We start from the raw sequence: 18664 nt of genomic DNA on the forward strand, positions 1-18664 counted from the left end.
CCGATGAGGCTCACGCGTGACGAAGTGATTCAAGCCGCTTCGGTGATCGGCGGGCGTGTCAGGCGCACGCCGGTCGTCGAGGCCGCCCCGGGGATCTGGCTCAAGCTGGAGTGCCTCCAGCACTCGGGCTCGTTCAAGGTACGAGGCGCCTTCACCACCATGCTCTCCGCCGACGTCCCCGCTGCCGGGGTGATCGCGGCCAGCGGCGGGAACCACGGCCTGGCGGTGGCCTACGCGGCCCGCGCCCTGGGCCTCCGCGCGGAGATCTTCGTACCGGAGGTGTGCGCCCCGGTGAAGATCGCGGGCCTGCGCGCGCTGGACGCCGAGGTGGTCGTGACCGGCGCCATCTACGCCGAAGCGCTGGAGGCGTCACGCAAGCGCGCCGCCGAGACGGGCGCCCTGGAACTGCACGCGTACGACCAGCCTGGAGTCGTGGCGGGTCAGGGCACGTTGGCGCTGGAACTCGAAGAGCAGATCCCCGGGCTGGACACGATCGTCGTCGCGGCCGGGGGTGGCGGCCTGGCCGGGGGAGTGCGGGCCGCGTTCGGTGGCGACGTCGTGGTGGTCGAACCGGAGCTGATCCCCACGATCCACGAGGCGCTGAAGGCCCGCGAGCCCGTGCAGGTCGACGTCTCGGGCATCGGCGCCGACGCGCTGGGCGCGAGCAGGGCCGGTGAGATCGCCCTGGACATCCTCCAGGACCGGGTGACCAGCGTCCTCGTCACCGACGAGGCCATCACCGACGCCCGCCGCACGTTGTGGCGCGACCATCGGATCGCGGCCGAGCACGCGGGTGCGGCGGCCTTCGCGGCGCTGCTCTCGGGCGCCTGGAAACCGGCACGCGACACGACGACGGCGATCGTGGTCTGCGGCTCGAACACCGACCCCGGCACGCTGATCTGAGCCACAGGCCCGAAAAGCCCTTTTTCCGTTACGGCTCTCGCCTACCCTGGCGCCGCCTCGCCGCCCCGGCCCCGCGCCGCATCCGGCGCCGACCGGCCGCGCGGCCGGTCGCCGCGACGGCGGATCAGGCGTGGCCGCCGGAGACGAGGAGAGCGGCGAGGCGTCGCAGGGCGGCCTCGTCGCCCTCGACCTCGAGAGACGGGTCGTCGAAGGTGACCCGGCCGTCGCACACGGCCCGGAGGGTGTCGAGATCGGTGGTGAGGACCGCGTCGGGCGGCCGGGGTGAGGTCCCCCTCCCGATCAGCAGGGTGCCGCCGGTGACCTCCAGGACGTAGCCGTCGCCGTCGACCCGCAGTTCGTAGAGACCGTGGAGTTCGGCGGCGCGGGCCGCGTCGAAGACCGCTTTGACGCCGAGCATCAGCGAGTCGATGCCGAGGGGCCGGTCGGGAGGGGCGGGGGCCCGGCTGCCCCAGCGCCCGAGCCCGAGCAGGACGGGTTCCAGGTCGCGGCCCCATTCGGTGAGCTCGTAGAGATGGACCCGGGCCGGGGCGCCCAGGTCCCGCCGCCGGACGACCCCGAGGTCGACCAGGTCGCGCAGCCGCTGGGTCAGCACGTTGGGGCTCAGGCCGGGCAGGCCGGCGAGCAGGTCGCCGAAGCGCTTGGGGCCGAGCAGCAGGTCGCGCACCACCAGCGCGGCCCAGCGTTCGCCGATGACATCGAGGCCGCGGGCCACCCCGCACGAGTCGCCGTAACTTCGGGTCACCGGTCCAGATTATCCTCACTCCTTTTTTAGGAGTAATGCTTGTTTTTCAGGAGTGAAATCCTTAGCGTGAGGACCCATGGGCTTACCCCACGACGAGGCGGCGCTGCCGCAAGGTGACCTGCGACTGCTCGACACACCCCTGGCCCGGCGCCTGCTCGCCGCGCCCCTGGTCGCGCGCATGGCCTACACGGCCGCAGACGGAACGCCGAGGCTGGTTCCGGTCAACTTCCTCTGGACCGGCGAGGAGATGGTCGTCGGCGCGTTCGCCGGCACCTACAAGATCCGTGACCTGCGGGCCCGGCCCGACGTCGCGGTCTGCGTCGACACCGCCGACGGCCTCCCCGAGGTGGTCATGCTGCGTGGCCGGGTCACGTTGGAGGAGGTCGAGGGCGTGCTGCCCGAATACGCCGAGATCCAGCGGCGGGGGATGGGCGAGGAGGCGGGCTCCGCCTACGTGAAGGCGATCGACCGGCCGGGGCTGCGGATGGTGCGCATCGGGCTGCGGCCGAACTGGGCCGGGGTGCTCGATTTCCGGGATCGGTTCCCAGGGATGACGCCGCAGCCCGTCGTCGACGCGCTCCGCGCGTGACGGCGGTTGGCGCCGGATGCGGTGAGGTGCCGGGGCGGCGGGCGGTGCCGTCGTAGGCGAGAGCCGTAACGGAAGAAAGAGCTTTGTGAAAAGGGGGACCTCCCGGTCACCCCCGGCGGAGTCCAGTGTCGCGACGGGGGTGACCGGTGAGGTTAGCTGTAGCTGTGCTCCTTGGCGGGGAAGGCGCCGGAGCTCACCTCGTCGGCGAAGGCGCGGACCGCGCGGTCCATCTCGCCGTGCAGATCGAAGTATTTCTTGACGAACTTGGCGGGGCGCTCGGTGAGGCCCATCAGGTCCTGCCAGACGAGGACCTGCGCGTCGGTGCCGTTGCCGGCGCCGATGCCGATCGTGGGGATCGACAGCGCCGACGTCACGCGGCCGGCCAGGTCACTGGGGACGCATTCGAGGACCAGTGAGAAGGCGCCCGCGTGCTCCAGGGACTTCGCGTCGGCCATCAGTTCGTCGCCCGACTGGCCTCGGCCCTGGACGCGGTAGCCGCCGAAGGCGTTGACCGACTGCGGGGTCAGGCCCAGGTGGCCCATGACGGGGATGCCGGCCGAGACCAGGGCCTCCACCTGCGGCAGCACCCGGTTGCCGCCTTCGAGCTTGACGGCGTGGGCGCCCGCCTCCTTCATGAAGCGGGCGGCGGTCTCCAGGGCCTGCTGGGGGCTGGCCTGGTAGGAGCCGAAGGGCAGGTCGGCGACGACCAGGGCGCGGGACGAACCCCGGACCACCGCGGCCGTCAGCGGGATCAGGTCGTCGACCGTGACCGGCAGGGTCGAGTCGTAACCGTAGACGACCATCGCGGCCGAGTCGCCGACGAGCATGACGGGGATTCCGGCCTCGTCGAAAACCCGGGCGGTCATGGCGTCGTAGGCCGTCACCATCGGCCATTTCTCGCCGTTGACCTTGGCCGCCTGGATGTCACGCGTGGTCACCCGGCGCCCAGCGGCCCCGCCGTAAAGTGCAGAGGACATGGCTACCTCCTGGTCTCGTGGCGCCCCTGTGGCGTCCCCGGACAGTCGCATCATCGCATGCGACATCGGGATAGAACACCCCGCCCACTACCCGTAATCCGGTTCTGTCAGAAGGCTTCCGCTTGGCACAATGCCTGGCGGAGGTTGTAAGCAATGAAAACGGCGATTGAACCTTACCGGCAGCTGCTCAGGCTCCCGGGCGTGACTCCTGTGGTCATCCTGGGCCTGCTGACCCGCATCCCGGCGACCGCGACGGGGCTGACGATCAGCCTGCACGTCTACCAGACGATGAACCTGTCGTGGGCCCTGGCGGGCATCGCGATGACGGCCTCGACCGTCGGCATGGCGGTCGGGTCGCCGCTGCTGGGGCGGGTGGTCGACCGGCGGGGCGCCCGCCTGGTCGTGGTGGTGACGTCGGCGGTGCAGCTGGTGTTCTGGGTCACCGCGCCGTCGATGTCCTATGAGGTGCTGGTGGGGGCCTCGTTCGTGTCCGGTCTGCTGATGCTGCCGGTCTTCGGGCTGATCAGGCAGTGCATGGCGGCCATGGTGCCCAAGGACCGGCATCGCACCGGGTTCGCGCTCGACTCGATGTGCGTCGAGCTGTCGTACATGATCGGTCCTGCCGTGGCCGCCGCCGCGGTGACGGCGGTGTCGAGCCCGGTGGCCATGCGGGTCGTCGGCGTCGGGTTCGCGCTGGCCGGGCTGGGGCTCTACCTGCTGAATCCGCCGACCCGATCGGCCGAGGAGCTGGCCGCGGGCGCCGGGGAGAAGGTGCCGATGCGGCGCTGGCTGAACGCGCGGGTGATGACGATCTTCGTGGTGACCTCCGCGCTGACCTTCGTGCTGACCGCGACCGACCTGGCGATCGTGGCGACCCTGACGCACACCGGGGACACCGCCTGGATCGGGCTGGTCATCGGCCTGTGGTGCTTCGCCTCGCTGGTCGGCGGGTTCATCTATGGCGTGCTGCCGCGCGGGTTCTCGCCGCTGGTCATGATCGCCGGGCTGTGCGCGCTGACCATCCCGGTCGGGCTGGTCGGCGGCGGCTGGTGGTGGCTGATCCCGGCGCTCATCCCGGGCGGGCTGCTCTGCGCGCCGTCGCTTTCGACCACGGTCGACTACGTCAACAAATCGGTCCCGGCGGCCGCGCGCGGGGAATCGATGGGGCTGCACGGGACGTTCCTCACCATTGGCGTCTCGTCGGCCGGTCCCGTGGCGGGGCTGATCATCGACGGCTGGGGTCCCGGCTGGGCCTTCGCCGGGGCGGGGGCCATCGGGCTGCTGGTGGTGCTGGTCGCGGTGCCGTTCTGGCGGATGCCGGTCAAGGTGGAGGAACCCGTTCAGGTTCCCGCCTAAGTTTCGAAACGGGACCGTTGCGTATCGTTATTCGGCGGGTGTACCGTTTCGATACGAAACGCAATCGTATCGAAAGTTAACGGGGGCATCCGTGGATGCACACTCGGGACACCCACGCCGCTGGCAGATCCTCGGCGTGATGGTGTTCTCCCTGCTCGCGGTGGTGCTCGACCAGACCATCCTGAACGTGGCGATCAAGACGATCGCCGACCCCGTTCACGGTCTGGGCGCCACCCAGAGCGAGCTCGAATGGGCCATGAACTCCTACACCCTGGCGTTCGCCGGCCTGCTGTTCACCTTCGGCGTGCTCGGCGACCGGCTCGGCCGCAAGCGCATGCTGATGGCGGGCATGGCGCTGTTCCTGGTCGCCTCGGTGGTCAGCGCCTACGCCCAGGACCCCAACCAGCTGATCGCCGCCAGAGCCCTCATGGGCGTCGGGGGCGCGGCGATCATGCCGGCCACCCTGGCGATCATCTCCAACGTCTTCCCCTTCAACGAGCGGGCCAAGGCCATCGGCATCTGGGCGGCCGGGGTCGGCATCGCCGTCGCCATCGGCCCGATCACCGGCGGCCTGCTGCTCGAGCACTTCTGGTGGGGCTCGGTCTTCCTGGTCAACGTGCCGATCGTGCTGATCGGGCTCGTCCTCAACGGCATCCTCACGCCCGACTCGAAGGACCCCCACAAGGCCAAGCTCGACCCGATCGGTGTGCTGCTGTCGATCCTCGGCCTGGTCTCGCTCGTCTACGGCATCGTCCGGATCAGCGACCTCGGCACCGTCGCCGACGTGACCGTCATCGTGCCGGTCGCGGTCGGCGTGGCGATCCTCGCGGGGTTCGTCTGGTACGAATACCGCTCCGACCACCCCGCCTTCGACGTCCGCCACTTCCGCAACCCGGCGTTCTCCACCGCCATCGCCACGGTCGGCCTGGTGTTCTTCTCGGCCATCGGCGTCATGTTCTTCATGGCCTTCTACTGGCAGATCGTGCGCGGCTACTCCCCGCTCCAGTCGGGCGCGCTGGTGCTGCCGTTCGCGGCGGCGCAGCTGCTCTTCTCGCCGCGCAGCGCGGCCATGGTCGAGAAGTACGGCGCCCGGCTCGTCGGCACGGTCGCGATGGCCGTGATCACGGTGGTGCTGGCGGCCTACATCTTCGTGCAGGTCGACACCCCGATCTGGATCCTGCTGGTGCTCGGGTTCGTCCAGGGCGCCGCGATGGCCAACATCATGCCGCCCGCGACCACGGCCATCATGAACGCGCTGCCGCGTGAGAAGGCCGGCGTCGGCTCGTCGATGAGCAACGTGTTCCGCCAGGTCGGCTCGTGCCTCGGCATCGCCGTGCTGGGCGCGATCCTGTCGGCCAGCTTCCGCAGCGACATGGAGGGCCCCGCCTCCGCGCTGCCCGGTGAGGTCGGCCACGCCGTACGCGAGTCGATCGCCGGAGCGGCGGGCGTCGCCGAGGCCCTCGGGCCGCAGGGCGCCACGCTGCTGCGCACCGCCAACGAGGCGTTCGTCACGGGCGTCCACTGGGCGTCGGGCGGCGCCGCGTTCATGACGCTGATCGGCGTCCTCGTGGTGGCGAAGTGGATGCCGGGCAAGTCGGCCCCCACGGTCATCCCGGACCTGGCGAAAGCCGAGAGCGCAGTAGGGTAACGACGATCATGACCATTCAGGAACCAGCGGCGCGGGGGCGCCCTCGCAGCGAGCGCGCCGAGAAGGCGATCGTCGACGCCACCCTCGACATGATCGGCGCGGGCATCACCGTGTCGGAACTGTCGATCGAGGCCGTCGCGACCCGGGCCGGGGTCGGCAAGACGACGATCTACCGGCGCTGGTCGAACAAGGAGGACCTGGTGCTCGACGCACTGGTCACCCTCCGGCTGCCGATGCCCGAACCCGGCGGGGTCGACGTCCGGGCCGACCTGATCGGATTCCTGGAGCACATGCGGTCGGAGTCGAGTGAGCTGCGCAACCGCTGCATCACCAACATCGCGCTCAACGAGGCCGACCGCTACCCCGACCTCTACCGCCGGTTCCGCGAGCTCGTCATCGAGCCGCGCCGCGAGGCCTTCAGGCAGGCCCTGCGGCGCGGCGTCGCCGCCGGTGAGCTGCGCGCCGACCTCGACGTCGAGGTGGCCATGCTGATGCTGGTCGGGGCGATGATGTCGCAGACCAAGATGGCGGGCCCGGGCTACCCCGTACCGGAAGACCTGGCGACCCGCCTGGTCGACGAGGCCCTGCGCGGCTTCCGGGCGTCCTAGACGACCCGGAAGGTGGCATCCTGCCGATCGGCGGCGGTGCTGACCGGATCGATGCGCAGCAGGTAGTTCTGGTGCCGCAGATACCGGTCAGGGAAGTTGTACGACCGGAACGACGACCACCCTCCGTCGGCGAGCCCCGCGACCCGATAGAAGGTGGCGTCCGCCCGGAACGTGGCCGTCCCGTCGTTCGGATCGAGCCGCATCGCGTAGTTGAAGTGCCGCAGATAGCTGCCACCCCGGTTGACCGACTCGAACGACACCCCCGCCGAGTCGGCCAGCCCCGGCACCAGCCGCCACAGCTGGTCCTGGTAGGGGTCGAACGGGTAGGGGTCCACGCGCCCGACCAGGTTGGCGTGGCGCACGAAGTAGTCGGGATAGTTGTACGACTTCAGCCGCGACCAACTCGGCAACCCCCACCGCGAGACCAGCGCCGAGTATTCGGCGTCGGTGATCCCCGCGATGGAGCCGTGCTTGGCGTTGAGCGGCGGCGTGAAATCCCGCTGGTTGGCCGCGGTCCAGGCGTTGGAGCCGATGTTGGACGACGTCCACAGGTAGTAGTCGTTGTTGACCGGGCTGAACGAGTCACCCCACAGCCGCCACCCGCCCTCGTTGGTCTTCAGCAGCAGCGGCGCCTCGATGGCGCTGCCCTGCCGTAGCCCGCTCGTGTAGGTGGTGAAACTGTTCGGCTGGCCGGTGGAGGAGCGGGCGCCGTAGAGCAGGCCGTCGTTGAGATTCTTGTAGTAGAGGTACGTGGTCGAGCCGTCGACGACGATGTCACCGTCGAGGACGTTGAAGCTCGGGCTGAAGAACGTCTGCTGCGCTGTGACGGTCTGGAAGTCGCTGGTGTAGTTGACCGCCAGGATGTCGCGGCCTCCGGTGTTGTACGAGTAGACGATGCCGTACTGGCCTCTGGAGTTGTCGCGGAAGACGGTCGGGGCCCAGGTGTGGCCGCCGGTGGTGTGCATCCGGAGACGGCGGTAGCCGGTGAGGTTGGTCAGGTTGACCGAGTCCCAGACGTGGAGGTACTGGCTGACCGAGCCGAAGTTGGTGCCTCTGAGGTCGGTGGCGATGACGACGAAGGTGCCGTCTGTTTTTCTGTAGATCTGGGGGTCGCGGAGGCCGAGCTCTCCGGCTGTGGGGGTGGCGACGGGGTTGTTCTGGTTGAGAGGTTGCCAGGTGAGGCCGTCGCGGCTGACGGCCAGGTGCAGGCCGTAGTTGGAGGCCGACTGGTTGGGGGTCTCGGTGAAGTAGGCGAAGACGTAGGCGGTGTTGGCCGCCCAGGCGGCGCGGGGGAGGCCGGCTACGGCGGCGGTGGTCAGGGCGGCGGTGGTGAGGGTGGCTTTGCCGAACTGCCTGCGGGTGAGGTTCACGGGAGCGTCCTTTCTGCCGGTTCCGCCGGGTCACGGGAGCAGGGCGGAAGCAATTGTTATCGCTAACATTCGGCATGTAGTCGACGACTACATCCGACGCCCGGTCGGCCGTCAACATGTCGGTGATCCGGCGAATCCGGAGGTCCTGCAGACGGGTGGCCGTCTACCTGCACGTTCGCCCTGTGGGGAATCGGTCATTAATGACGCGCGCATCTGAATATTTCACTGGGTAACAAATGATTTCTTTGATAACCACAGGGATAGGGGCGGGCGATGAGTATGGATATCCCTATTCTCGGGTCCGCGAACTGTGCCCATACTCAGATGCGTGACCATTCTGCTGACCATCACGGCCCAGGACACGGCTGACGGGGCCCGCGATCTCTATGCGTGGCTTCGGGAGGAACCGGAACTGCGTGGCCTCGTCCGTGTGGTCGACGGTGAGATCCGGCCCGGCGCGCTCGGCGCCGGAACCGACGGGCTCCAGGTGCTTCTCGGTGCGGGAGGCGGCCTGGCCACACTGGCGACCGTGGTGATCGCCTGGCTGCGTACCCGTCGCGGGGAGGTCAGCGTGAGCCTGACCACGGGACCCGAGGAAACCCGGGTCGAGGTGACCGCCAAGGGCGTGAAGTCGCTGGACGTCGACGCCACCCGCGCGCTGACCGGGCAGATCGCCGAGGTCCTCCGCGAGGCTGCGCTCCACGGAGACAGAGGCGATCATGGCGGGGGTTGAGCCGGGGCGCTCGATGCTCGCGGTGCCCGGTGCGCGGGTCCTGATCGTCGGATCGGGGTCCTACGCCGCCGAGTCGACGCTGACCACCGTTCCCGCCGTCCCGGACACGGTCGCCGACCTCGGGCGCTGCCTGGTGGAGCGGTCCGGGCTGGATCCGTCGTCTTTGACGACCCTGGTCGATCCCCGGGACCCGCGTGAGTTCGCCCGCGCCCTGGCCCGTACGGCAGGTGAGGCGAGTGACGTCCTGGTCGTCTACTACGTCGGCCACGGCCTGGTCAGTCCTCGCAACGAGCTGCATCTCGCCACCTACTCGACCATCGACCTGACGGAGGGCGTCCCCGCCTATGAGGCGCTGCCGTACGCGGTGATGCGGGAGGTGCTGACCGACTGCCGGGCACCGCTGGTGCTGGTCGTGCTCGACTGCTGTTTCTCCGGACGGGCACAGGGGATCGGCCGGGGCGACGTGGACGAGGTGTTCGAGACCACCCGGCGGTCGGGAACCTACGTGCTGACCTCGACGAGCGGCGACGAGGTCGCCTGGGCCCCGCCGGGGCGGCGGTACACCGCGTTCAGCGGCGCGCTCATCGAGCTGCTCACGGCGGGCGACGCCACCGCTCCCCGGTCGCTGACCCTCGACGACGTCTACCGCTCCCTGTCCCGGACCCTGGTGGCCGCCGGTCTGCCCGAGCCGCGACGTCAGGCCACCGACCACGGCGACCCGAAGGTGCTCGCCCCCAACCCGGCCCACTTCGGCGTTCCGGGCTCGCCGGGGGAGCGACCGGGTGAGTTCAGCCCGTACCGCGGGCTGAACTCCTTCGGCGCGGCCGACGCCGATTTCTTCTTCGGACGGTCGGAGCTGACGCTCTCGCTCCTCGACCGGGTGGCCGGGCAGTTCACCCAGCCCGGTCCGCTTGTGGTGACCGGGCCGTCGGGCGCGGGGAAGTCGTCTCTCCTCCACGCCGGGCTGGTGCCCGCGCTGGAAGGCTCCTCGCGGGCGGACGGCAGGGCCACCGACTTCGTGGTCCTCACACCGGGTGCGGATCCGATGGGAACCCTGGCCGAGCGGTTCGCCCCGGCCGACGGCTCCCATCCGACGGACCTGCGGGCCCGCCTGCTGGCCGACCCCGGCCACTTCAGGACCCTGGTCAGGATCGCGTCTGCTGATCCCGCCCGACGCGCGGTCCTCATCGTCGACCAGTTCGAGGAGGTCTTCACGCTCTGCCCGGACGAGCAGCACCGCCGGGCCTTCGTCCAGGCGTTGAGCGCGGTGTGCGCCGACCCGGTGAAGGATGCGTCCGCCGTCGTCGTGATCGGCGTGCGGTCGGACTTCTTCGGGCACTGCGCCGCCCATCCCGAGCTGGTCGCCGCCCTCGGCCGGCCCGTGGTCGTCAGCCCGATGACGCCCGCGCAGCTGCGGGAGGTCATCGAAGGGCCGGCCAGGCTGAGCGACCTCACTCTTCAGGACGGGCTCGTCAACCTCGTGCTCGACGACCTCGGAACGAGCGCCGAACTCGGTGCGATCGGCGCCGGACGGGTCCTGCCGCTGCTGTCCCACGCCCTGCTCAGCACCTGGCAGCACCGGGAGGACAGGACGCTGACACTGGCCGGCTACCGGGCCACCGGCGGGATCAGGCGCTCACTGGCCCAGACCGCCGACGAGACCCTCATGCGTCTCGACCTGGGAGACCACGAGACCGCCCGGCGTCTGCTGGTCCGGCTGGTCAGGCTCGGCGAGGGCACCGAAGACACCCGCCGTAAGGTTCCGGTCGCCGAACTTCTCCCTTCGGCCGCCTCCGGCCGGGTCGACGACGCGCGGCACATTCTCGACCGGTTCGTCCGCGCCCGCCTGCTGACCGTCGATGACGACGGCGTGGAGATCACCCACGAAGCGCTGATCCGCGCCTGGCCTCGCTTCCGGGCCTGGATCGAGGCCGACCGCACGGCTCTCGTGGTCCGCCAGCAGCTGAGCGAGGACGCCGCCAAGTGGCAGAACCGGATGCGCGACCCCGCCTACCTCTACACCGACCACCGGGTGGCCGACGCCCGTGCTTCGGTGGCCGACCCGGCCACGGAGCTGTCCGTCCTCGAGTCGGAGTTCCTGACCGAGGGCGCCCGGCGGGCACGCCGCCGGACCAGGATCACCTACCAGGTCATCGCGGCACTGGCGGCCCTCCTGGTGCTCGCGACGTCGGCACTCGTCTACGGCACGACGAAGAACGTCGAAGCCGTCGAACAGCGTGACGACGGCATCTCCCGCCGGGTCGCGGAGACCGCCAGCCGGATCAAGGACCCGCTGCTGGCCGCCCAGCTCGCCGTGGCCGCCCACAAGATCGCCCAGACTCCGGAAGCGCGCAGTGCGCTGCTGCGCACCCTCACCCACCCCATGGGCACCGCCGTCTCGGGCCACACCCACGCGGTGGACACCATCGCCTTCGGCCCCGACCGGCGGACGATGGCCACGCTCTCCACCGGTGATGGAACGGTCCGGCTCTGGGACACCGGCGGGGCGGCCGGACCGGTGACCGTGAAGGTCCTGGGCGGCGAGGAGCAGCCGATCTCCGGTATGGCACTGAGCGCCGACCGGCCGTTGATGGCCACCTGGACCGGCAGGGCCGTCGAGCTGTGGGACGTGACCGACCCGGCCAGGCCGGTGCCGGTTCGGACGACGGCCTTCGACGAGGACGTCTACGACGTCGCGCTGAGCGCCGACGGCCGCCGGCTGGCGATCGCGATGGCCCCGGAAGAGCTCGACCAGCCGATTCAGGTCTTCGACATCGAGAATCCCGCGAAGCCGGTCGCCGGGACGACCCTGACCCTCGTCTACGCGGTGCGGAGCAACGGCGTCACCAGACAGAGCCGCTGGAGCCACCTCCTGCTCAGCCCGGACGGCAGCATGCTGATCGGCCAGGCCGCCACACAGATCCAGATGTGGAACATCACCGACGTCATGGCACCGGCCTGGTTCCCCGCGATTCCCGGTGAGGCGGCGGCCCTGGCCTTCTCCCCCGACGGATCGGCCCTCGCGATCAGCAGGGGGAACGGTTCGGTGGAGTTCTGGGACGTCGACGGGGAGAACCCGGTCCTCCGGGCCAGGGACAAGATCGGCTCCGTGGCGGTGAACCACCTGGCGTTCAACAGCGCGGGAACCCGGGTCGCCAGCGCGTCCGAGGACGGCGAGGTCCGGCTCTGGACCGGCGTCCGCACCAGGTTCCCGGTCAGCGACTACCGTTTCAGGACCGGCGGGGACGCGCTCACCGCGCTCAACTTCTCCGCGGACGGCGACAGCCTGGTCACCGGCTCCCTGCTCGGCACCCTGCGGCAGTGGCATCTCGCCGGTGTGGCCAGGCCTCCCGCCCATACCGTCGAAGGTGCCAAGCCCACAGGGGACATGGACACGAACACGATCGGGATCGCGTTCAGCCCGCGTCAGCCCGTTCTGGCGACGACATCCGACGGGGTGCGTCTCTGGGAGACACGAGGCTCCAAGCTGGTCCCCTACGGTCCCCTGCCGCAGGCGCCCGACGACCCCAACCTCGTGCTGGTTTTCAGCGCGGACGGGAAGACACTGGCCGCCCTCTCCGAGCCCGACGCCAAGGCGTGGCTCTGGGACGTGACGGATCCGAAGCGCCCTGACCGGCCCAGGATCTTCGGCCTCGACCTGCCTGAGGAGGAGCGGGGGACCACCATGATCCTGCTCAGCCCGGACGGCCGGACCCTGGCCAGCTGGCTCGAAGGTGAGGACACGACCCAGCTCTGGGACGTCACCGGCCCCTCCGGGCGCGCGGTCAAGCGGGGATCCCCGCTGGAATACGGCACGGGGAGCGGTGGCCTGCACACCTTCAGCGCGGACGGCCGGGTGCTGGCCGCCGGTGGCGGCTCCTCCGACATCCTGCTGTGGGACGTGGTCAAGGGGGGCGCGCCGGGCATCATCCGGGTCCGGGTGAACACCAAGGACGCGATCTTCAGCCCCGACGGCCGAATCCTCGCGGTGGCGCTCGAGAACCAGACGCTCCAGTTCTGGCAGATCACCGACCGGCTGCGCCCCGCCCTGATGGCGACCGTCGATGTCGAGGTGTCCGACCCCGGGACCCGCTACATCTGGAGCAGATGGGCGTTCAGCCCGGACGGCCGGACGCTGGCGGTAGCCGCGTCGGACGACACGATCCGGCTGCTGGAGATCTCCGACACCGCGATCCCGATCGACGCCGGGGCGCTGATCGGCCACACGGGCGGTCTCTTCGGGGTCGCGTTCAGCCAGGACGGGCGCACCCTGGTCTCCTCGGCCCTGGACGGGACGGTCCGCCTCTGGGATCTGGACATCACGCGGGCGGCGGAGCGGGTCTGCGAGACGATGGGAAACCAGATCACCAAGGGACAGTGGGAGCTGTTCGTCCCCCTGATCCCCTACGAACCGCCCTGCTCCGCCACCTGACGAACGGCCGCTACGACGGCATCTCGCGCCACTTGTTCGTGATGGGCAACCGGCGGTCGCGGCCGAAGTTCTTGGGGCTGATCTTCGGGCCCGGCGGGTACTGGCGCCGCTTGTACTCCGCGAAGTCCACCATCCGGATCACCCGCAGCACCAACTCGGGATCGTGCCCCGCCGCGATCAGCGCATCCCGCCCCATGTCCTTCTCGACATAGTCGTCGAGCAGCCGGTCGAGGATCTCGTACTCCGGCAGTGAGTCGGTGTCCTTCTGGTCGGGCCGCAGCTCCGCGCTGGGCTCCTTGGTGATGGAGTTCTCGGGAATGGGCGGCGGGTCCGACTGGGTGTTCCGCCACCGCGACAGCTCCCACACCAGCGTCTTCGGCACGTCCTTGATAGGGGCATACCCCCCCGCAGAGTCGCCGTAGAGCGTCGAATAGCCCGCCGCCAGTTCGCTCTTGTTCCCCGTAGTGAGCACCAGATGGCCATGCTGGTTCGACAACGACATCAGGAACATGCCGCGCACCCGAGCCTGAAGGTTCTCGGCCGCCAGCCCCGACAGCTCGATCTCCTTCTCGAACGCCGCCACCACGTCCGCGATCGGCGCGATCCGCGAGTGGATCCCGGTGCGGCGGACCAGCTCCTCGGCATCCGCGATCGAGTGGTCGGAGCTGTACCGCGACGGCATCAGAACCACGTGAACGCGCTCAGGCCCGATGGCATCGGCGGCGATCGTGGCGGTCAGAGCCGAGTCGATGCCCCCCGACAGCCCCAGGATCACCGAGCGGAAGCCGTTCTTCTCCACGTAATCACGCACCCCCAGGACCAGCGCGCCGTAGACCTCGGCGGCGTCGTCGAGGCGGTCGGCGATCACCGAGGGCTGCGGGTCGAAGGCCACGGGCTCCGACGACAGGATCAGGCGCTCGACGGTGATCGAGGTGCCGTCGCCCGCGTCGTACACCGACTCGCCCGGCTCGCCCGAGCCGATCGGCAGGTCGAGGTCGGCGAAGAGGAGTTCCTCGGTGAACTGGCCCGCGCGGGCCACCAAGGTGCCGTCGGCGCCGACCACCAGGGAGTCGCCGTCGAAGACCAGTTCGTCCTGGCCGCCCACCTGGTTGGCATACGCCAGGGCGCAGCCCGCCTCCACGGCGCGGCGGGCGCACAGGCTGCGGCGCACGTCGTCCTTCTCCCGCTCGTACGGGGACGCGTTCGGGACCACCAGCAGGCCCGCGCCGGCCGCGCCGGCGACGGAGACCGGGCCGCCCTCCTGCCACAGGTCCTCGCAGATCGCGACGGCCACGTCGACCCCGTGGAGGCGGAAGACCGGCAGGCGGTCGCCTCGCACGAAGTAGCGGTATTCGTCGAAGACGCCGTAGTTGGGCAGGTGGTGCTTGGCGGTGCGCGCCACCACCCGGCCCTGGTACAACACGGCCGCGGCGTCCAAGGGCGCGCCCTTGGGCTGGCCCACTCGGGCCACGCGGTCGGCGCGGTCGACGTAGCCGACGACCACGGGGAGGTCGCCGTAGCCGGCCTCGGCCAGGCGGCGGGCCGAGGTTTCCAGGGCCGCGATGGACGCGTCGACGAACGACGCGCGCAGCACCAGGTCTTCGACCGGGTAGCCGGTCAGGAACATCTCCGTGAAGAGCACCAGGTGGGCGCCGCCCGCGTGGGCCCTGCCGGTCCATTCGATGAGCCGGTCGGCGTTTCCGGCGAGGTCGCCGACGACGGGATTGGTCTGCGCGAGTGCGATGCGGAGTTGAGCCACGGCACCAGCCTACGGTGAGCCCTCGGTTTTCGTCTATGTGACGATAAGCACCTAGGTGCCGGGGCTGACCAAGCCCGTCTCGTAGGCCATGACGACCAGCTGGGCGCGGTCGATCAGGTCGAGGCGCTTCAGCAGGCCCGTCACCTCGGCCGCGACCTCGGTCTCGTCGACGGCCAGGGTCACGGCGATCTGCCTGTTGGTGAAGCCGCGGGCGATCAGCCTGACGAGATCTACCTCGGTGTCGCTCAGGCCGCCGGGGGACGCCGGGTTGTGGCGGCCCGCGAAGGCGGCGATGAGGTGGGTCGTCACGGCCGGGTCGATCAGCGCGTCGCCCGCCACGGCGGCCCGGATCGCGGCGATGAGCTGCTCGGGGGCCGAGGTCTTCAGCACGAAGCCGCTGACCCCGGCGCGCAGCGCGGAGTAGAGGTTGTCGTCGGTGCCGAAAGTGGTCATCATGATCACCTTCGGCGGGTCGGTGCCCGCCAGGATCCGGCGGGCCGCCGCGAGGCCGTCGAGGATCGGCATCTGGATGTCCATCAGCACGACGTCGGGCCTGGTCAGGTGCACCTGCTGGATCGCATGCTCGCCGTTCTCGGCCTCGGCGACCATCTCCAGGCCGGGCTCGCTGTCGAGAACCACTTTCAGTCCGGTACGCACCAGGGCCTGATCGTCGACCACGACCACCCGGAGCACATTCGCCGCCGGGCGCGCCACGGCGACCGCGGGGGCCGGGGCGACCGGGCCGTCGAGGTGGGCGGCCTGGCCGAGGATGTCCTGTTCCAGCCGCTGGAGCGCCGGGCCGAGGTCGAGCCCGAGGTCGTCGCGGAGCACGTCGCGGGCCCGTCGCAACGCTCCAAGCGCGTCGGCCTGGCGTCCGGCCCGGTAGAGGGCCACTGCGAGCAGCCGCCACGACTCCTCGCGCAGCGGGTGGGCCGAGGCGTGCGCCTCGAGGTCGGGGATGAGCGCGGCGCTGCGGCCCAGCCGGACGGCCGCGTCGGCCCGCCGCTCGACCGCGATCAGCCGCAGGTCGTCGAGCCGCTGCGCCTCGGCCTGGGCCCAGGGCAGGTCGCCGAACTCGGCAAGAGCCGGGCCCCGCCACAGCCCGAGGGCGGTGTCGAGCCGGGTGAGCGTGGCCTCCAGGTCGCCGCCGTCGTCGCGCTTGACCAGGTGCTCGAAGTGCCAGACGTCGACGTCCTCGACGCCCGCGCGCAGCGCGTATCCGGGCGGCGCCGAGACCAGCACCCCGGCCTCCTCACGCGGTGCGCGGTGGGGTTCCAGGGCCCGGCGCAGCCGCGACACGTAGCCCTGGATGGTCGACAGGGCCTGCGCCGGCGGACGCCCCGGCCACAGTTCGTCGATCAGCGTGCTGACGGGAATCGCCCGCCCACCCGCCACCAGCAGCCTGGCCAAAACCGCTTGCTGCCGCTGGCCTCCCAGATCGAGGGGCCGCCCGTCGGAAACGGCCTGGAACGGCCCCAGGGCCCGAAGTATCACCATGGTGCTGGTAAGCGTAGAGCAACGTCACATGCCCCCGGCCAACGGCAGCCGGGCCGCGACGACCGTGCCGCCGGTGTCGGGTGCCGTGATCGCGCACGACCCGCCGAGCTCGGCGGCCCGCTCCCGCATCGACGACGTGCCCACCCCGGCCCTGCGCACGTCGGGCAGCCCGATCCCGTCGTCGGTGATCTTCACCGTCAGCAGGCCGGCGTCCAGCCCGAGGAGGATCGACACCCGCCGGGCGTGGGCGTGCCTGCGCACGTTGGTGAGGGCCTCCTGCGCGATCCGGTACGCCGCCACCTCCACCGCCGCCGGGAGATCACCCGGGGTGCCGTCGACGGTGACGTGGACGTCCGGGTCGAGGGTCTCGGCGGCCAGGGTCCTGATCGCCTCGACCAGACCGAGGTCGTCGAGGGCGGGCGGGCGCAGGCCGTAGACGAGTTCGCGGATGTCCCCGGCCACCGCGTCCATGCCGGTGCGCAGGTCGCGGAGCAGGTGGTCGGCCTTGCCGGGGGAGCCCTTGATGGTGAGCCTGGCCATGTTGATGGTCATCGCCATCGCGCCGAGCGTCTGGCCGAGGCCGTCGTGCAGGTCGCGGCGCAGCCGCCGTCTCTCCTCCTCGCGGGCCGCCAGGATCCGCTCCCTGGATCGTTGCAGGTCACCGGCCATCCGCACGGCGTGCGCGACGTCGGCGACGTAGGGGAGCAGGGTGGCGATCACGCGTTCGTCGTGGGCGGCGCCGAACCTGCGGGTGCCTGGTTCGCCCAGGAGCAGGCGGCCGACTGGTTCGCCGTGCCAGACGAGCGGATGCTCCTTGGGGGCGGCGCCGACCTGGCCCGAGGCGACGTGGCGGCCGTCGACGACCTCGACCGCGACGCCGCCGACGGCCAGGCCGTCGCGGACCACGTCGACCACGGCGGCCAGCGCCTCCGACGGGTCGGCGTTGCGGACCTCCTCGACGAGCCGGGCGGCCAGGATGCGGGGGTCGCCGACGGGGCCGTACAGGACCCGGTCCATGCCGCGCTGGAGCAGGCGGCGCAGCGGCTGGTAGAAGACGCCGGCGAAGAGCGCGGCGGCCAGCCCGGCGACGACGTCGTACTCGGACATCAGCAGGCTGAAGACGGCGCCGGTGCCGAAGTAGACGGCGCTCACCCCGGCGATCGTGCCGGCCACGACGACGGTCCGGCTGAGCACGTTGTCGATGCCGAACAGGCCGTGCCGCAGCACCGAGAACACGATCGAGACGGGGATGAGGGCTGTCCAGACCGTGAGGAACGGCCAGAGATCCGGGTCGTCGGTCACCAGCAGCGCGACGTAGACCGCGAAGGTCAGCGCGGGCCAGGCGATGGCCCTGCGCGTCTCCGGTTCGGCGCCGCGCATCCGCACCACCATCGACAGCAGCGCCAGCACCACGCACGCCAGGACGCCGTAGAAGAGCGCCTTGGTGAGCGGCTCGAACAGGGCGGGCGGGACGAACTCCAGCGGGTTCGGGATGACGACGTACCCCGGCGCGACCGGACCCTCGGGCGCCGGCTCGCCCACCGCCACCAGCGCGCGGGCCGTGAAGATCACCCCGGCGACGACCGCGAACACCCTCCAGACCCGGGACGAGGGGAGCCGCCCGCCGATCGCGAACAGCGGCACCCAGATCGCCAGGAAGCCGTCGGTCAGCGTCCAGGCGGCCAGGCTGGCGATCCGGAAGGCGCCCGCCGCCGAGAGGTCACCGTTGATGACGGCGCGCGGGGTCAGCGCCATGAACAGCACGGCCAGCCCCGCGAGGAACCCTCCGGCGATCATCAGCCAGCCGATCGGGAGCCGGGGCCGCCGGGCCGCGATGTAGGCGCCCACGGCCGGGAACGTCGCCCCGGCCGTGTAGTGGGGGGTGGTGCCGAAACTGTCCCGGACGTGCGGAGGGAGCTGGAAGTGGACGAGCACGGCCGCGCCGACGACGACGGCGGAGACCGCGCCGGCCACGGCCGCGATCCCCAGTGCCCGACCCGAACCCCTGTCCTCCATTTCGGGCAGAATA

At 70.6% G+C, this 18664-nt stretch carries 13 protein-coding genes; 7 read left to right on the forward strand and 6 right to left on the reverse strand.

What is annotated here, in order from left to right; translation table 11 throughout:
• Nucleotides 1-3: 3 nt before the first annotated feature.
• Nucleotides 4-903: a threonine/serine dehydratase gene (locus tag ACYQ78_RS01790; protein WP_459798860.1), complete on the forward strand. Its 900-nt coding sequence runs from the start codon at nt 4-6 to the stop codon at nt 901-903.
• 124 nt (nt 904-1027) lie between these two features.
• Here the strand turns inward: ACYQ78_RS01790 and ACYQ78_RS01795 are convergent, their stop codons facing one another.
• Nucleotides 1028-1666 (reverse strand): winged helix-turn-helix transcriptional regulator, encoded by a 639-nt coding sequence (locus ACYQ78_RS01795; RefSeq protein ID WP_459798861.1) that lies wholly within the window; start codon nt 1664-1666, stop codon nt 1028-1030.
• A 76-nt stretch (nt 1667-1742) separates the two neighbouring features.
• On the opposite strand from ACYQ78_RS01795, the gene ACYQ78_RS01800 reads away from it, so the two are divergent.
• The gene (locus ACYQ78_RS01800; RefSeq protein WP_459798862.1) at nt 1743-2255 is read left to right on the forward strand and encodes a pyridoxamine 5'-phosphate oxidase family protein; all 513 of its coding nucleotides are present in this window, start codon (nt 1743-1745) and stop codon (nt 2253-2255) included.
• A 152-nt stretch (nt 2256-2407) separates the two neighbouring features.
• On the opposite strand, the gene panB is transcribed toward ACYQ78_RS01800, so the two are convergent.
• Entirely contained in the window at nt 2408-3232 is an 825-nt protein-coding gene (panB, locus tag ACYQ78_RS01805) for a 3-methyl-2-oxobutanoate hydroxymethyltransferase (protein ID WP_459798863.1), read from the reverse strand.
• Nucleotides 3233-3433: 201 nt separating this feature from the next.
• On the opposite strand from panB, the gene ACYQ78_RS01810 reads away from it, so the two are divergent.
• The 3 genes from ACYQ78_RS01810 to ACYQ78_RS01820 all read left to right on the forward strand — a co-directional run bounded on the left by ACYQ78_RS01810 (nt 3434) and on the right by ACYQ78_RS01820 (nt 6844).
• Nucleotides 3434-4588 (forward strand): MFS transporter, encoded by a 1155-nt coding sequence (locus ACYQ78_RS01810; protein ID WP_459798864.1) that lies wholly within the window; start codon nt 3434-3436, stop codon nt 4586-4588.
• Between the two features lie 91 nt (nt 4589-4679).
• A complete protein-coding gene (locus tag ACYQ78_RS01815; RefSeq protein WP_459798865.1) occupies nt 4680-6236 on the forward strand; it encodes an MFS transporter in 1557 nt (518 codons plus the stop codon).
• Nucleotides 6237-6244: 8 nt separating this feature from the next.
• Entirely contained in the window at nt 6245-6844 is a 600-nt protein-coding gene (locus ACYQ78_RS01820; RefSeq protein ID WP_459798866.1) for a TetR/AcrR family transcriptional regulator, read from the forward strand.
• On the opposite strand, the gene ACYQ78_RS01825 is transcribed toward ACYQ78_RS01820, so the two are convergent.
• Entirely contained in the window at nt 6841-8214 is a 1374-nt protein-coding gene (locus ACYQ78_RS01825; protein WP_459798867.1) for a glycoside hydrolase family 43 protein, read from the reverse strand. The genes ACYQ78_RS01820 and ACYQ78_RS01825 overlap by 4 nt on opposite strands.
• A 328-nt stretch (nt 8215-8542) precedes the next feature.
• Between ACYQ78_RS01825 and ACYQ78_RS01830 the strand changes: the two genes are divergently transcribed.
• Nucleotides 8543-8947, forward strand: a complete 405-nt coding sequence (locus tag ACYQ78_RS01830) for an effector-associated constant component EACC1 (protein WP_459798868.1) — start codon at nt 8543-8545, stop codon at nt 8945-8947.
• Entirely contained in the window at nt 8934-13379 is a 4446-nt protein-coding gene (locus ACYQ78_RS01835; RefSeq protein WP_459798869.1) for a caspase, EACC1-associated type, read from the forward strand. Before ACYQ78_RS01830 ends, ACYQ78_RS01835 begins: the two co-directional genes overlap by 14 nt.
• Before the next feature lie 10 nt (nt 13380-13389).
• Here ACYQ78_RS01835 and ACYQ78_RS01840 read toward each other — a convergent pair whose 3' ends face one another.
• Genes ACYQ78_RS01840 through ACYQ78_RS01850 form a run of 3 tightly spaced genes read right to left on the reverse strand, consistent with a single transcriptional unit; the run spans nt 13390 to nt 18651 of the window.
• The gene (locus tag ACYQ78_RS01840) at nt 13390-15138 is read right to left on the reverse strand and encodes an NAD+ synthase (protein ID WP_459798870.1); all 1749 of its coding nucleotides are present in this window, start codon (nt 15136-15138) and stop codon (nt 13390-13392) included.
• 51 nt (nt 15139-15189) lie between these two features.
• The gene (locus tag ACYQ78_RS01845; protein ID WP_459798871.1) at nt 15190-16635 is read right to left on the reverse strand and encodes a BTAD domain-containing putative transcriptional regulator; all 1446 of its coding nucleotides are present in this window, start codon (nt 16633-16635) and stop codon (nt 15190-15192) included.
• A 24-nt stretch (nt 16636-16659) separates the two neighbouring features.
• Nucleotides 16660-18651 (reverse strand): sensor histidine kinase, encoded by a 1992-nt coding sequence (locus ACYQ78_RS01850; RefSeq protein ID WP_459798872.1) that lies wholly within the window; start codon nt 18649-18651, stop codon nt 16660-16662.
• Between the last annotated feature and the right edge of the window lie 13 nt (nt 18652-18664).

This window comes from Herbidospora sp. RD11066 (assembly GCF_054661255.1).

Excerpts from the sequence above, each read along its gene's own strand:
- ACYQ78_RS01845 (WP_459798871.1), bottom strand. The coding sequence starts at position 16,635 with ATGGTGATACTTCGGGCCCTGGGGCCGTTCCAGGCCGTTTCCGACGGG.
- ACYQ78_RS01835 (WP_459798869.1), top strand. The coding sequence starts at position 8,934 with ATGGCGGGGGTTGAGCCGGGGCGCTCGATGCTCGCGGTGCCCGGTGCG.
- ACYQ78_RS01800 (WP_459798862.1), top strand. The coding sequence starts at position 1,743 with ATGGGCTTACCCCACGACGAGGCGGCGCTGCCGCAAGGTGACCTGCGA.
- ACYQ78_RS01850 (WP_459798872.1), bottom strand. The coding sequence starts at position 18,651 with ATGGAGGACAGGGGTTCGGGTCGGGCACTGGGGATCGCGGCCGTGGCC.
- ACYQ78_RS01820 (WP_459798866.1), top strand. The coding sequence starts at position 6,245 with ATGACCATTCAGGAACCAGCGGCGCGGGGGCGCCCTCGCAGCGAGCGC.
- ACYQ78_RS01790 (WP_459798860.1), top strand. The coding sequence starts at position 4 with ATGAGGCTCACGCGTGACGAAGTGATTCAAGCCGCTTCGGTGATCGGC.
- panB (WP_459798863.1), bottom strand. The coding sequence starts at position 3,232 with ATGTCCTCTGCACTTTACGGCGGGGCCGCTGGGCGCCGGGTGACCACG.